The sequence below is a fragment of the Corynebacterium felinum genome (assembly GCF_030408755.1).
In the GTDB taxonomy this organism is placed as follows: Bacteria; Actinomycetota; Actinomycetes; order Mycobacteriales; family Mycobacteriaceae; genus Corynebacterium; species Corynebacterium felinum.
Genome location: NZ_CP047209.1, coordinates 1,159,053 through 1,172,716, shown reverse-complemented (window position 1 = coordinate 1,172,716; position 13,664 = coordinate 1,159,053). Strand labels below are relative to the sequence as shown.

Here is a 13,664-nt window from a genome sequence, read left to right as displayed (position 1 = left end):
TGGCATCTGAGTCCGGATGGAAGAAAACAACCGCGCTGAGGCTAAAAGGGAGTGGGAAAAACCCCACCACGGTTAGCGCTTTCTTCCGCCACACACCACCATTGAAGGCAGTATTAAAGGCTTCCTGCTTCCCAAAAAATACCCCGCCACGGTTTCATTGACTCACCTCACACTCAAAAATGTGCGTAAAGGCCACAACGATCGTGGACCCAGGACGCAGGCTGACAGAAACTGCGCCCCGCTGACATTGATCCACTTTGTGCAGTTGGGTGCTACATCCCTTACACATTGATCATTTTTGAATAGTTCACCGTGGTGGCGTAGCACGCAGTAGCATCTTCCCTCTGACTAAAGAAAGATAGACCTGCTGATGCGTTGAGTATCAGTGTTGCGCCTAAATCGCGAGGCCCACACTAAAGGTCACGAGCTGGTCGGTCTTCGGACTCGGTGGATCTACCCCATGTTCCCTTGAACCTTCCCAGCCTATGGAAAAGACCAGTGGTTTCTAAAAAATGAGAACATGAGTCCCCACTCACCGCTGCGCGCCAGTCCCCGGGCTTTCACCGGGCGTTCCCAGGGGCAAAAATACACACAATTTTTACCCCACCAGCTCACTTCTGAGTGCAGTTAGACATTTTAGCAACAACGTTCACCACACTGAGTGAAATCACCCCCGCCTTGGGCTTTGTCAACTCGTCGCAAAGCAAGAAAACACCATATCCCACACAGCCTTGACAGGTGCCGACTGGAGCACATGCGGCAACGCCTCAACACAAACACTGCGCGATAGTCCCGCAACAGGTACCACCTCAACCCGATCATCCCGAAATGCCCGCAACGCCAACTCCGGCAACAGAGTCACCCCCAGCCCGGCAGCAATCAGCGCTTGAACCGCAACGAAATCATCGCTTGCATAACCCAGCCGTGGATTCACCCCCACCCCCGAAAGCACTCCCAACATATGACTTGTGCACTGCTGACAACCAGTCAGCCACGTAGCCGAAGCCACATCGCGAACGTCCTTCACCCCCTGACCCACCCCACGTGGTGTGACAAGCATCAAGTTTTCCTCAAACAAAACCTGCGCCTTCGCCCCCTCCTCTTCGGGATATCGAAACGTCAACGCTATATCCACCTCCCGCCGTTCCAACATGCGCCGAGCCTGCTCAGGTTCTGCATCAACCACATCGAGTTGAATGTGCGGCATCGCCACAATCAACTCCGGCACCAACACTGCCATGGCGGAAGGAAAGGCAGCCAGTCGCACCAGCCCAGTATCCGCCCTGCCCACAGCACGTAACTGAGTTTCAGTGTGGGCTAACTCAGCAAGAATGCGCGCGCCCCGCTCAGCTAACAGTTGCCCCTCTTGAGTCAGTTCTAGGCTGCGCCCATTTTTTACCAACAGCCGCACCCCGCACTCTTTGCTGAGCTGTTTGAGGTGGTGGGACACGGTGGGCTGAGAAATCCCGAGCTCATCGGCGGTTGCTTGGACATTGCGTTCGCGGGCGAAGGCGACGAAGACTTTGAGGCGCTCAACATCAATCACATCGACTAAATTAATGCGTTTAAAAGAAAATATCCATTAGACCTATCTTTTGGCGCAGGTCACACTAGGAATATGGCCAACAGCACACACATTTCCCTCGACCTCATCCACGCCGCACATGAGGAATACCTCCGCCACCTGCCACCCACCTGCTGTTTTAGCTACCCCATGCTCAACAAGCACACTGGGCGCACCATGGTGCTCAAGCACGAAAACACCCAACCCACCGGTGCCTTCAAAATCCGCGGCGGCATCGCACTGTTCGCACTCCGCGGACCCAACCAACTCGGCGACGGGGTCATCAGCGCCTCCACCGGAAACCACGCCCAATCGATCGCGTATGCTGCACAGATGCACAATACGGACTGCACCATTGTGGTACCCGAATCCACCCCCACCGAACGCATTGAGGGCATCGAACTTCTCGGATCGAAAGTTATTGCCCACGGGGCGGATATGGCCGAATCTATCGCTTATGCGAAGCAAACTGCGCTGCGAGAATCGCTGAGCTTCATCGCCCCCACTGAACCTGAAATTATTGCCGGTCACGCCGGTGTCTATCTTGAACTATTCGCTGAACACCCCGACTGCGATGCCGTGTATATTCCCATCGGTTCCGGCTCCGGCGCAGCAGGTGCTTGCCTCGTACGCGACGGGCTTGGGCTCTCCACTGCCGTGATCGGTGTACAATCCGCCCTCGCACCTGCCGCCCACATCTCCTGGCGCACAGGTGAGATGAGCACCGCCCCCTCCCGCACCCGTGCGCTTGGGCTTGCCACCACCTCCTCATGTCCGCGTACGCAAGCTATTATGCGCGCAGGTTTGCACGACTTTGTGCTTGTCGACGACCACGCAATCGACCAGGCACGCGCACTGCTTGCTACCTGCGCACATACCCTCGCAGAAGGGGCGGGCGCAGCAGCACTCGCCGGTGCATATGAGCTCGGCGTTGGTGAAAAAGTCGGAATCGTTATAAGCGGAGGCAACGCCACAGCACAGGAACTCGCAACCCTCCCCCAATGGGGGTAGATGATTGACTATTCCGCGCCGGAGATATTAATTCTTGAAAAGCACCGTCACCGTCAATTTTTCTCGAAAGGAGTAGCCATGTTGAATCAGACAATCAAACGCCAGTATTCCCAAGAACCTACTTCTTTCGCGGTGCTTTCTCTGCGCTAATTTTTCACTACTGTGCGCCGCGAACCTTTACGTGTTCAGCGGCGCTTTTTGCTTGAGTGCCTCACTTTTTTAGCCGCTGATCACTCAACGTCTAAGAAAGGATTAGTTTTTCAATGTCTCGAAAGAGCTTTGATCGTCATCTCAAGCCACACAAGCCGCAGGTTGTTAGCTTTGCATCACTGGTGGAGGACTCCACGCTCGAGCAGGCTCAGCAATTAGCCGCGTTGCCTTTCGTGCATGAGCATGTTGCGCTGATGCCGGACGCACACACGGGGCTTGGTTCCTCTGTGGGTACGGTTTTCGGCACCATCGATGCCGTGATTCCTGCAGCAGTTGGTGTCGATATTGGGTGTGGCATGATCGCAGCTTTGACCCAATTTACTGCCGCCGATCTTGAGGGGAAGGATCTCACCGTCTTGCGCCAGGCGCTTATCGACGCCATCCCCATGTCGGCGGGCAACTACAACGACTGGGAGTTACAGCCCACTGCTAAAAAGCGATGCAGTGAGCTCGCTGAGCTGGCCGAGAAGGATAATGTGGATCTTTCCCATTCGAAGAACTGGCGCCAACAGTTGGGCACTTTGGGTGGTGGAAACCACTTCATTGAGCTGTGTCTTGATGAATTAGATCGTGTGTGGATGTTCCTCCACTCAGGTTCCCGAGGAGTCGGCAACAAGATTGCACGCAAGCATATTGCCAAGGCGCAGAAGCTCATGCACCAATGGTGGATTCCACTGACCACCAACGATCTTGCCTATTTCGTTGCTGGGACCGAGGAGTTCAATGAGTACATCAAGGAGCTTAACTGGGCACAACGCTTTGCGCTTCTAAACCGCGAGGAGATGATTGATCGCTTCACCGATTGTCTTGCCACGTTTATGGGGGCAGATGTGGAGATTATCCAGCGGATTAACTGCCACCACAACTACACCACTCGCGAGCAACACTTCAACCGCACGGTGTGGCTGACGCGAAAGGGTGCGGTTCGCGCAGATCAAGGGCGTCTTGCGTTGATCCCAGGCTCCATGGGTACCGCCAGCTACGTGGTTGAGGGTAAGGGCAATGCTGCCTCAATGAATTCCGCACCCCATGGGGCGGGCCGGAGGTTCTCACGGAACGAGGCGCGGCGCCGTTTTACTCTTCAGGATTTGGAGAAGCGAATGGAAGGCATTGTCTACCGCCCAGGTTCGGAGTGGATCGACGAGATTCCCGACGCCTACAAGGATATCGATCAGGTGATGGAAGACTCCAAAGACCTGGTGGAAATCAAGCACAAGTTGCGCCAAATTCTAAACGTCAAGGGAACTTAATTTTCGTTACCATCGGTAATAGGCCAATGGTAACGAGGATGAGCCACCATGATTGAATTTGTTATTTGGGTAATCCCTTCCTTTATCTACGCTTTCGTGCAAAAGCGAAAGCGTGAGTGGGAAAGTATCCTGCATAGCCTCGGCGCCACATGGGGTGATAAGAAAAGCCACGCCATTGGGCTTGGGATTTTCCTCCTCGTCTGTGTACTCAGTGCTATTGTTTTCCAGCTCATGCCAGAAGACGTGTTTGGAAGTTTGGGCGATTCATTTACTCGCGTGACAAGTATCGGCGCGGGCATTGTTATCGCATTGCGAGCATTTGGGGAGGAAGTCTTCTTCCGAGGATTCTTAGGCGGGTTCTTGATGCGCCGCCTCGGCTTTCTCGCAGGTAATACCCTCCAAGCGGTTATATTCCTACTCCCCCACCTCTCACTGCTCATTCTTAACACAGGACTATGTCCAATTGTTGTGTTGCAGTTCTTCCTGGGGTGGGTTCTTGGCTGGTTACGCCATTACTCAGGGTCTTTCCTCCCCGGCGCGGTCGCCCACATGGCTACGAATATAGCTGTCACCTTTTTGGTATGAGTTTTATATTTGGGCCATGGATTGGGACGAGTACGAAGATTTTCTTGAACGAGATCACAAGGTACCCGAGCCTTATCGCAGGATTGTAGTTGATGGTGTTTTCCACGATGGGTTTTAGCCCTTGGCTATGATTTCCGCATTGTTTCCCCTGATTTTATGAAGGAATTAGCAGACAAACGTTTTGCCGACTGGTTAACTGTAAAACCTACGATTGTGTGCTTTACCTCGATGCCTCGTTTGCGTACTTTATTTTTTACGTGTTTCGAAAGGTATAACCGCCCCATCTGTGTGGATATGTGGGGCCAGAGGATGAGGGTGAAATAAGAAAATCTTGGTTCGTAGATAGTAAAAGGTCCATTGCTTGAAAGCAGTGGACCTTTTACGTTCGAGTTTTTTTACTTTTGCCCAGCTTCAAAAGCTGCGCCCACCTTGTACAGGCGGTCGTCAGCAAAGGCAGGGGCCATGATCTGCAAACCAACAGGCAGGTTGGTATCAGGGGCCAAGCCTGCAGGCAGGGACATACCGCACAGGCCGGCGAGGTTCAACGGCAGGGTGCACAGGTCGAAGTTGTACATTGCCAGCGGGTCGGAGATCTTCTCCCCCAGCTTGAAAGCGGTGGTTGGGGTGGTTGGGGACACCAACACGTCACACTTTTCATAGGCTGCGGCGAAATCCTGGGCGATCAGGGTGCGCACGCGCTGCGCCTGCAGGTAGTACGCGTCGTAGTAGCCCACCGACAGTGCGTAGGTGCCCAAGATGATGCGGCGTTTGACCTCAGGGCCGAAACCTGCGGCGCGGGTCAAAGCCATGACCTCTTCCGCAGAGCGGGTTCCATCGTCGCCCACGCGCAGGCCGTAACGCATGCCGTCGAAACGCGCAAGGTTGGAGGACACCTCACAGGGAAGGATCAGGTAGTAGGCAGCCAACGCATCATCGAAGTGCGGACAGTCAACCTCTACTACTTCTGCACCCTGGGCCTGCATCTGTGCCACAGCTTTGTGGAACTGCTCCAGCACACCAGGCTGGTAGCCTTCGCGGTCGAATTGCTTAACCACGCCGACGCGCACGCCGCGCAGATCGCCGTTAGCGCCTTCACGAGCTGCCGCCACTACTGGGGCGACCGGGCGGTTCACGCTGGTGGCGTCGAAACGATCGTGGCCTGCAATGACCTCGTGCAGTAATGCCGTATCTAACACGGTGCGTGCCGTAGGGCCACCTTGGTCGAGGGAGGATGCGCACGCAACAAGGCCGTAACGAGAAACGGTGCCGTAGGTAGGCTTCACACCCACCGTGTTGGTCAGTGCGGCTGGCTGGCGGATCGAACCACCGGTGTCAGTACCGATAGCAAGCGGTGCTTCACCGGAGGCTAGTGCTGCGGAAGAACCGCCGCCGGAACCACCGGCAGTGCGCTCAACATCCCACGGGTTGTGGGTTGGGCCAAAGGCGGAGTTTTCGGTGGAAGAACCCATAGCAAACTCGTCCATGTTGGTCTTACCCAAAATGGGGATGCCAGCCTCACGGATTTTGCGGGTAACAGTCGCATCATAGGGGGCAATGTAGCCCTCAAGAATTTTAGATGCGCAGGTAGTTGGCGCATCCGTGGTGGTGAACACGTCTTTGAGTGCTAGTGGGACACCAGCCAGCGGGGATGCTGGGGCTTCACCGGCATCGAGAGAGGCGTCGACACGCTGTGCTGCCGCGAGTGCTTCCTCAGAGCCGACGTGTAGGAATGCGTGAATGTCAGCATCAATGTCCGCGATGCGGTCGAGGTGCGCTTGGGTGACCTCAACTGCAGATACTTCGCGCGTATGAATTTTCGCAGCCAGGTCAGCGGCGGTCATGGATGTCAGTTCGTTGGAGCCTGGTGCCCCAACCAAGTATTTGTTGCTCATGAAAAGTTACTCCCCCAAAATCTGTGGTACGACGAAACGTTGCTCAGCCACGTCAGGTGCCTGATCAAGGGCCTGCTCGGCGGTGAGGGTCTTTTCCACCACATCCTCACGCATAGTGGTTTGGATCGAGTGGGGGTGACTCATTGGCTCAACGCCCAGGGCGGCAACTTTTTGCACCGCCGAAACGTTTGAGATGATCCCGTCGATCTGCTCAGCAAACCGATCAAGCTCCTCATCGCTTAACGCTAGGCGTGCGAGTTTTGCCAAGTGGGCGACTTCGTCGCGCGAAATCTCAGGCACTTTTAGTCTTGTCCTTACTTTCGAGGGGGTGTTGAAACATTTTCGCAGGCATCATCCAGCCGATACAAGCTTATAGGATACCCCAGTAAAAAATTCAAAACTCCCACGCCACCAAAAGGCGAGCATAAGCTGACAATCTTTGCACCAACTCACCCCCTTGAACACACACGTAGGCTTAAATGTTCGTAGAATGTGCCCTTGATACTTCTCGTTCAGATGAAAGGCTGTGATATTCGGTGATGTACCTCATCCGAGTGCTGCTACCCGATACTCCGGGTAGTTTGGGACTGCTAGCCGAAGCGATTGGTGCCGCAGGTGGCGATATCCGTTCCGTGGATGTTGTCGAAGCATTCCTCGACGGCACGGCCATGGATGACATGGTGGTCAATCTCCCCGCAGGCACCATGGCTGATGTGCTTATTTCCGCAGCCCATACCGTCGAAGGTGTAGAAGTGGATTCCATTCGCCCCTTCTCCGGCACTGTGGATCGGCGCGGTCAGATCGAAATGCTTGCCGACGTCGCCGGCGCCTCCACACACTCCGATGCGATCGCAGCATTAGTGGATAAGGTCCCCCAAGCGTTGACATCCAACTGGGCGATTTTGCTTCAAGACGGCAACCCCGTTGCCCGTGTCACCGCTTCTGAGGCTGCCCCCGAGGATGATGGTTCGCGCCCCTCCCAAATCGGTATCGAGCGCGCCCGCATTTTGAACCCCGATTCTGATTTCTGGGTTCCTGCTACGTGGTGGTTGCTGGATTCCTCCCTCGCGGCCGCACCGTTGGGCAAGTCGGGGTTGGTACTGATTGTTGGCCGTGTTGGTGGCCCCGATTTCCTCCCCAGTGAGGTGGAGCACATGGGCCACTTCGGCACAATTTTGCACCGTATGCTGCGGGACTAGCCAAGTAGTTCCACAAATTGTTCTTCGTTGAGGATGACAAGGCCCAGTTCGCGGGCCTTTGTCTCCTTCGAACCTGCGTTTTCACCGACCACCACGTAGTCGGTTTTTTTCGACACTGATCCGCTGGCTTTACCCCCGCGGGCAATGATGGCTTCTTTGGCGGAGTCGCGGCTGAAGTTTTCCAGCGTTCCGGTGACCACGATGGTCTTTCCGGCGAGTGTTTGCTCAAGCTGTTCGGTTTCTTCTTCCTCCATGGTCACCCCTGCTTTCGCCCATTGGTCGACGATGCCTTGGTGCCAGTCCACCTCGAACCATTGCTTGAAGCTGGTGGCGATCACAAGCCCAACGCCTTCGGTTTCCGCAATGTCGTCGACGGCGGCTTCCCGCATTGCTTTCAGTGAGCGGTAGCGGGTGGCGAGTGCGCGTGCGGCGATGGGGCCGACGTGGCGGATAGATAGTGCCACGAGCACTCGCCACAGGTCGGTGTTTTTCGCTGTGTCGAGGTTTTTCAGCAGCTTTTTCCCGGTCGCGTTCAGCGTTCCTTTTTTCGTGGTAAAAACGCTGGTGCGCAGCAAATCTTCTTCTCTTAAGTCGAACAGTGCGCCCTCGTCGATAAGCACTTCGGACTCGATGAGGTCGATCGCAGCTTTCTCGCCCAACGCTTCGATGTCGAACGCTCCCCTGCTTGCAACATAGGCAAGGCGGGCGGAAAGCTGGGCTTTGCAGGAGCGAGTGTTGGGGCAGCGCCAGTCGAGGTCGTCTTCTTTTTGTGGCGCCAGCGTTGCCCCGCAGCTCGGGCAGGTGGCGGGGAATACGAATTCTTTTTCCTCGCCTGTTCGCTTTTCGACGACCGGGCCGAGGACCTCCGGAATGATCTCGCCAGCTTTACGGATCACCACCGTATCCCCAATCAGCACGCCTTTACGCTTGACTTCTGTCTGATTGTGCAGCGTAGCCATCGCTACGGTGGAGCCTGCCACGTAGACCGGTTCCATGACCGCAAACGGAGTCACACGTCCAGTGCGGCCGACGCCGACTTGGATGTCGAGAAGTTTTGTCATGACTTCTTCTGGCGGGTATTTGTAGGCAATCGCCCAACGCGGGGCACGCGAGGTAGCACCCAATCCACGCTGTTCGGCGCGGGAGTTGACCTTCACCACAAGACCGTCCATCTCAAAGATGGCTTCGCCACGCTTCTTTTCCCACTTCTCAACAGTTGCTTTTACCTGATTCGCAGTCGTGACAACCTCGGTATACGGGCTAACTGGTAGACCCCACGCCGCGAGAGCTTCATATGCTTGCGACTGGGATGTTGGCGAAAACCCCTCCGCGTGCCCAATACCGTGGCAAATCATGCGCAGCTTGCGTCGGCGCACCGCCTCTACATCTTTTTGCCGCAACGACCCCGCTGCCGCGTTTCGTGGGTTCGCGAAAGGCTTCCCCCCTTCGAGTTGGCGCTGTTCATTAACCAACCCGAAATCCTCTACGGCGATAAACACTTCGCCACGGACTTCCACCACCTTAGGGATGGCAAACTCTGGGTGCTGCGTCAATGTATGTGGGATATCAACGATCACCTTCGCGTTTTCCGTCACATCCTCACCTACTCGCCCATCACCGCGTGTGGCGGCGCGCACTAAGGTGCCGGATTCATAGACCAATGACAGTGACAATCCATCGATTTTGAGCTCAGTAATGTATTCCTGAGCTGGGGTGCGTTCCAGCCACTGGGTGAGTTCCTCCTCGTTGAACACATTATCGAGGCTCATCATGCGTTCGAGATGCTCAACATTTGCGAAGGAGGACCCAACGGGGGCACCTACTTGCTGGGTGGGGCTTGAAGGAGTGGCTAGTTCTGGGTGCTCTTTTTCCAGTTTTTCCAGCTGCGCATATATTTCGTCGAATTCCGCATCGGTGATTTCGGGGGTTTGGTTGTAATAAAGTTCACGGTGGCGGATAACTTCAGCTGCAAGTTTTTGCCATTTTTCTTGCACCTGTACCTCAACATTAGTCATGGTGTACAAGTCTAGTGTCTGCCATGTTATGTTTCGCAGTTACTCTTGTATCCATGAGTTCTTTCGACCCTTTGAAAGTTTTGAGCTTCGATCTCGAAACCACCTCCGCCAACCCTTTTGAAGCACGTATCGTCACCTCCGCTCTTGTGCGCATTGATTCTTCCGGATCGCATCCCTATGAAATGTTGGCCGATCCTGGTGTGGAAATTCCTGAACAGGCGAGCAAGGTGCACGGTATTAGTACCGAGTATGCCCGGGAACACGGTCGCCCCCACGATGATGTTGTGCAGGAGACGATTTCTACCATTGAAAAAGCGTGGGCTGATGGATACACGTTGGTTGTGTTTAACGCCCCCTATGATCTGACTGTTTTGCATCGGTTGGAGCCGAAGTTTTTGGTGCGTGGTCCCGTTTATGATCCGTTCGTGATGGATAAGATTTGTGATCGTTACCGCAAAGGCCCCCGCACGTTGACCGCGTTGAGTGAGCACTATGGGGTCAAGCTTGATAATGCCCATGAAGCAACTGCTGATGCGTTGGCGGCGGCGCGTATTGCATGGATGCAGGCGAAGCGGAACTATGCCACGGAGATTAGCTCTCGCAGTGTGGAAGAGCTGATGGAGTTTCAGGCGGTGGGCTACCACGAGGTGCAAACCGGTTTTGCTAAGCATTTGGCGGGCAAAGGTAAAGATGCGAGTACTGTTAATACTTCCTGGCCTATGCAGTCGTTCGAACACAGGAACAATTAATCAAAAATTTAGCAGGTTTTCTCTTGAAAATATAGAACAAGCGTTTGTACAATAGTGGTAGTTGGAAGTAGTTTTTCTACCAGTATTTACACGGTTAGGTTCTTATATTTTCAAAAGGAGGAGTAATGGAACCCTGCTACTCCTGCTTGAATCCTTCGCATGAGGTTTCAGCACTGACTGCCGAAGTGAATCGAATGAATTTTCTCCGCTGGGAGCCGTTGAGTCATGATCTTTTAGATAAAGATGTAGATGCCTATTCGCGGCTTTTGGCGGCACGCACGGGCGTGTCTGCCCGGATGGCATGTAATTACGTCATGGCTTTTCATACGCTTCGTCAGTTCCCTCTTGTCTTGGGGTTGCAAAGGCAGATGTGGCTGCTGGATTTGCCCCGAATTTCGCTGGTGTTTAATCACTTATGCAGCGTGGATGAGCGCCATTATGAGGTTATTGATGCGTGCTTGTATCACTTTTTGTGTCCCACAAAATATGATCAGGAGCTTCCATCCGCACGTGAGATTATTAAGCATGTGAATGCGATTCTGGCTGATCTGTTCGGGGTGGACAATCTTGATGGGGTTGTCGCTCGTGAGCCGAAGGGTGTTCGACTTTCAGATGTCTCGGAAGGGCGCAGCAGCCTTGAGATCACAACTGATTCGGTGACGGGTCGGGCGATGTGGGCGGCGTTGAAGTCAGTGGCGAAGCGTTTTTCAGTGAGTCTGGAGGAGGCTGCACGCAAGATTTTCTTTGACGGTCGCGATATCGATGTAAAAGTTGTTGTGCATGCACATCGATTGGAAGGCACTGATGATCTTTATGTTCCCGGTGCTGGTTTTCTCAGCACTGAGGATCGGTCGCGGTGGGTTCCGATTCAGCGCAGCATGGATGGTGTTGAGGATAAGGTTTCGTGTGCTTATCACACCCCGGACGATATGAAAGCGTTCATGGATATGCGTGATGGTCAGTGCCGTGGCCCTAGTTGTTCACGAAGGGTTGAGGATACGGATCGGGATCATTGGCACAATTTCACTGGCGCCAATACGCAGGTGTCGAATCTGGTTTCTTTATGTAGACGATGCCATAACTTAAAGTCAGCCGGTACATTGAGCTACGCCCTGAGGGCTGATGGTGCGGTGTCGTGGACGTTGCCGGATGGTTCTACGTCCACAAACCTTGCTGTGCCGCGATCACGCTTGTTTGGGCAGACTTTTGCCCAGCGTATCGAGTCGCGGGCTGAAAACCTTCGCACTTTCGTCCAGCTGCTTAGAAGTCACGCGCTAGAGTCTCATCCACCTGACGAATAGCAGCAAGCATGCGGGCGGTGTCAAGGAGGTTGCTGCGCGTGCTGGCGTTGGTCAGATCGAGGGCACGGGGTTCGATGCTCAAGCAGTCAAACAGACGGGAGATTGTAGAAACGGTACAGGTGGGTTCGACAGCCAGCACCGCATCCATTCCTGAGGAATAGAGTTCGCCAAATAGGTCAAGTTTTTCGGTTCCTGTCAACTCAGCGAGTGGGAAAACGAGTGTGTGGGGTTGGGCTATGCGTGCCACGTGAAGGTGGTTGGTTGCTAGTTGCTTAATTCCAGCGAGCCTTTCGCCAAGCACTGTGGCAGGCACCGGTGCGATGACGTCGAAATCGCTGGTGCCTGGAATTTGCCCTGCCTCAAGTTCGCTAAGGAGGGGTTCTTCGTATTGGCTGGCCAAAGATTCAGCAAGCACTTCGGTGATATCCCTCAGCGCTCCTTTGTCGGTGACAGCAAGATGCCCATTGGGCAGTTCTACCTGTGCGGCTAGGCTCCACGGGCCGAGCGCGGACACAAAAAGGTTCGTCGTGCCCCAGAGTTCTTCGAGTCGGTCGAGTTTCCGGTCGAAACTATCCCAGAGGCGGTGGTTGGGTGAATGGCTCAGTCGCCAGCCTCGTGGCCCGCGTTCGACGGGTAGTTCGCGAAGCATGGAGCAGGTGAAGGCGACGAAGTCTTCGCCACGGGGAATGGTGCGGAGTGTGGTTTCGGAGGCGATGACGTCTGCGGCTTCGTCGAAGGTTCCAGAAAGTGCACCGGTGTGGAAGATCACGATGCTGTTCCGCAAATGGTGCCGGAGCCGACCACAATGTCGCCGTCGGGGTCGGGAAGGTAGATCACGGCAGCTTGTCCCCTCGCCACACCACTGAGTGGCGTACGTAGTTCGATGGTCATCTTATCGCCGTCGATGCGGACAGCGCAGGGGGCAACGGAGCCGTGGGCGCGAACCTGGACTTCGGCGTCGAAACGCCCAGTCATGGCGGGGTGGAGATACTTGAGACGATCGGCGTAGATAGTGTTGACGACAAGATCTTCTTTCGCCCCCACGACCACGGTGCCGGTTTCGGCGTCGATGTCGGTGACGTAGCGGGGTTTGCCGTCGGTGGCTGGTTGCTTGATGTCAAGCCCTTTGCGCTGACCGATGGTGAAGTTCCACGCACCGTCGTGTTCTTTGAGTTTGCGCCCTTCGGTGTCCACGATCATTCCCGGTCGCAGCCCGATGTGGCGCCCGAGGAAGGCTTGGGTGTTGCCGTCGGGGATGAAGCAGATGTCGTAGGAGTCGGGCTTGGAGGCGACTGAAAAGCCGAGGGCTTTAGCTTCTTCGCGGATTTGTGGTTTTTCGGTGTCGCCGACGGGGAACATGCAGTGTGCGATTTCGTGTGCCCCTAACACGCCCAGCACGTAGGACTGGTCTTTGTTGGGGTCGATGCCGCGGCGCAGGTAGCCGTCCTCCCCAAGGCGGGCGTAGTGCCCGGTGACTACTGCGTCGAAGCCGAGTGCGATGCCACGCTCAAGCAGGGCTTCGAACTTGATTTTTTCGTTGCAGCGCAGGCAGGGGTTCGGGGTTTCACCACGGGTGTAGGAGTCGACGAAATCATCGATGACGTCAGCTTTGAAGCGGTCTGAGAAGTCCCATACGTAGAACGGGATTCCAAGCTTGTCGCACACGCGGCGGGCGTCTGCTGAGTCTTCCAGCGAGCAGCAGCCGCGGGATGATTCGCGCACGGCTTGCGGGTCGCGGCTGAGTGCTAGGTGCACGCCGACAACCTCGTGTCCGGCCTGGAGTGCGCGTGCGGCGGCGACGGCGGAATCGACGCCACCGCTCATTGCTGCAAGTACTCTCATTGTTCTCCTCTTATGTCATCGGGACTTATCTACTTTAGTATTGACT

The 13,664-nt window shown here is 55.0% G+C and carries 12 protein-coding genes and 1 riboswitch; of the genes, 6 read left to right on the top strand and 6 right to left on the bottom strand.

Annotated elements, in window-relative coordinates; genetic code table 11:
• Positions 1-412: 412 nt before the first annotated feature.
• Positions 413-626, bottom strand: a riboswitch (cobalamin riboswitch).
• Positions 627-688: 62 nt separating this feature from the next.
• On the bottom strand, positions 689-1,546 hold the full coding sequence (locus CFELI_RS05135; RefSeq protein WP_277105482.1) for a LysR family transcriptional regulator: 858 nt from the start codon (positions 1,544-1,546) through the stop codon (positions 689-691).
• Positions 1,547-1,618: 72 nt separating this feature from the next.
• On the opposite strand from CFELI_RS05135, the gene CFELI_RS05130 reads away from it, so the two are divergent.
• The 3 genes from CFELI_RS05130 to CFELI_RS05120 all read left to right on the top strand — a co-directional run bounded on the left by CFELI_RS05130 (position 1,619) and on the right by CFELI_RS05120 (position 4,620).
• Entirely contained in the window at positions 1,619-2,575 is a 957-nt protein-coding gene (locus CFELI_RS05130; protein WP_277105483.1) for a threonine ammonia-lyase, read from the top strand.
• A 263-nt stretch (positions 2,576-2,838) separates the two neighbouring features.
• Positions 2,839-4,035 (top strand): RtcB family protein, encoded by a 1,197-nt coding sequence (locus CFELI_RS05125; protein ID WP_277105484.1) that lies wholly within the window; start codon positions 2,839-2,841, stop codon positions 4,033-4,035.
• A gap of 48 nt (positions 4,036-4,083) precedes the next feature.
• Positions 4,084-4,620, top strand: a complete 537-nt coding sequence (locus tag CFELI_RS05120) for a CPBP family intramembrane glutamic endopeptidase (RefSeq protein WP_277105485.1) — start codon at positions 4,084-4,086, stop codon at positions 4,618-4,620.
• A gap of 395 nt (positions 4,621-5,015) precedes the next feature.
• Here CFELI_RS05120 and gatA read toward each other — a convergent pair whose 3' ends face one another.
• Positions 5,016-6,512, bottom strand: a complete 1,497-nt coding sequence (gene gatA / locus CFELI_RS05115) for an Asp-tRNA(Asn)/Glu-tRNA(Gln) amidotransferase subunit GatA (RefSeq protein WP_277105486.1) — start codon at positions 6,510-6,512, stop codon at positions 5,016-5,018.
• 6 nt (positions 6,513-6,518) lie between these two features.
• The gene (gene gatC / locus CFELI_RS05110) at positions 6,519-6,812 is read right to left on the bottom strand and encodes an Asp-tRNA(Asn)/Glu-tRNA(Gln) amidotransferase subunit GatC (RefSeq protein ID WP_277105487.1); all 294 of its coding nucleotides are present in this window, start codon (positions 6,810-6,812) and stop codon (positions 6,519-6,521) included.
• Positions 6,813-7,048: 236 nt separating this feature from the next.
• Here gatC and CFELI_RS05105 point away from each other — a divergent pair, with 236 nt between their 5' ends.
• The gene (locus CFELI_RS05105; protein WP_277105488.1) at positions 7,049-7,711 is read left to right on the top strand and encodes an ACT domain-containing protein; all 663 of its coding nucleotides are present in this window, start codon (positions 7,049-7,051) and stop codon (positions 7,709-7,711) included.
• Here CFELI_RS05105 and ligA read toward each other — a convergent pair.
• Positions 7,708-9,726 carry an NAD-dependent DNA ligase LigA gene (gene ligA, locus CFELI_RS05100; RefSeq protein ID WP_277105489.1) on the bottom strand — a complete coding sequence of 673 codons (2,019 nt, stop codon included), beginning with the start codon at positions 9,724-9,726 and terminating at the stop codon, positions 7,708-7,710. The genes CFELI_RS05105 and ligA overlap by 4 nt on opposite strands.
• A 53-nt stretch (positions 9,727-9,779) precedes the next feature.
• Between ligA and CFELI_RS05095 the strand changes: the two genes are divergently transcribed.
• Both CFELI_RS05095 and CFELI_RS05090 read left to right on the top strand, forming a co-directional pair.
• Complete coding sequence (locus CFELI_RS05095) at positions 9,780-10,475, top strand: 3'-5' exonuclease (protein ID WP_277105490.1); 696 nt, start codon at positions 9,780-9,782, stop codon at positions 10,473-10,475.
• 125 nt (positions 10,476-10,600) lie between these two features.
• On the top strand, positions 10,601-11,776 hold the full coding sequence (locus CFELI_RS05090) for an HNH endonuclease signature motif containing protein (RefSeq protein WP_277105491.1): 1,176 nt from the start codon (positions 10,601-10,603) through the stop codon (positions 11,774-11,776).
• Here the strand turns inward: CFELI_RS05090 and CFELI_RS05085 are convergent.
• Both CFELI_RS05085 and mnmA read right to left on the bottom strand, forming a co-directional pair.
• The gene (locus tag CFELI_RS05085; RefSeq protein ID WP_277105492.1) at positions 11,736-12,545 is read right to left on the bottom strand and encodes a uroporphyrinogen decarboxylase/cobalamine-independent methonine synthase family protein; all 810 of its coding nucleotides are present in this window, start codon (positions 12,543-12,545) and stop codon (positions 11,736-11,738) included. The two genes, CFELI_RS05090 and CFELI_RS05085, sit on opposite strands and share 41 nt — an antisense overlap.
• Positions 12,542-13,618: a tRNA 2-thiouridine(34) synthase MnmA gene (gene mnmA, locus CFELI_RS05080; protein WP_277105493.1), complete on the bottom strand. Its 1,077-nt coding sequence runs from the start codon at positions 13,616-13,618 to the stop codon at positions 12,542-12,544. Before mnmA ends, CFELI_RS05085 begins: the two co-directional genes overlap by 4 nt.
• Positions 13,619-13,664 lie beyond the last annotated feature (46 nt).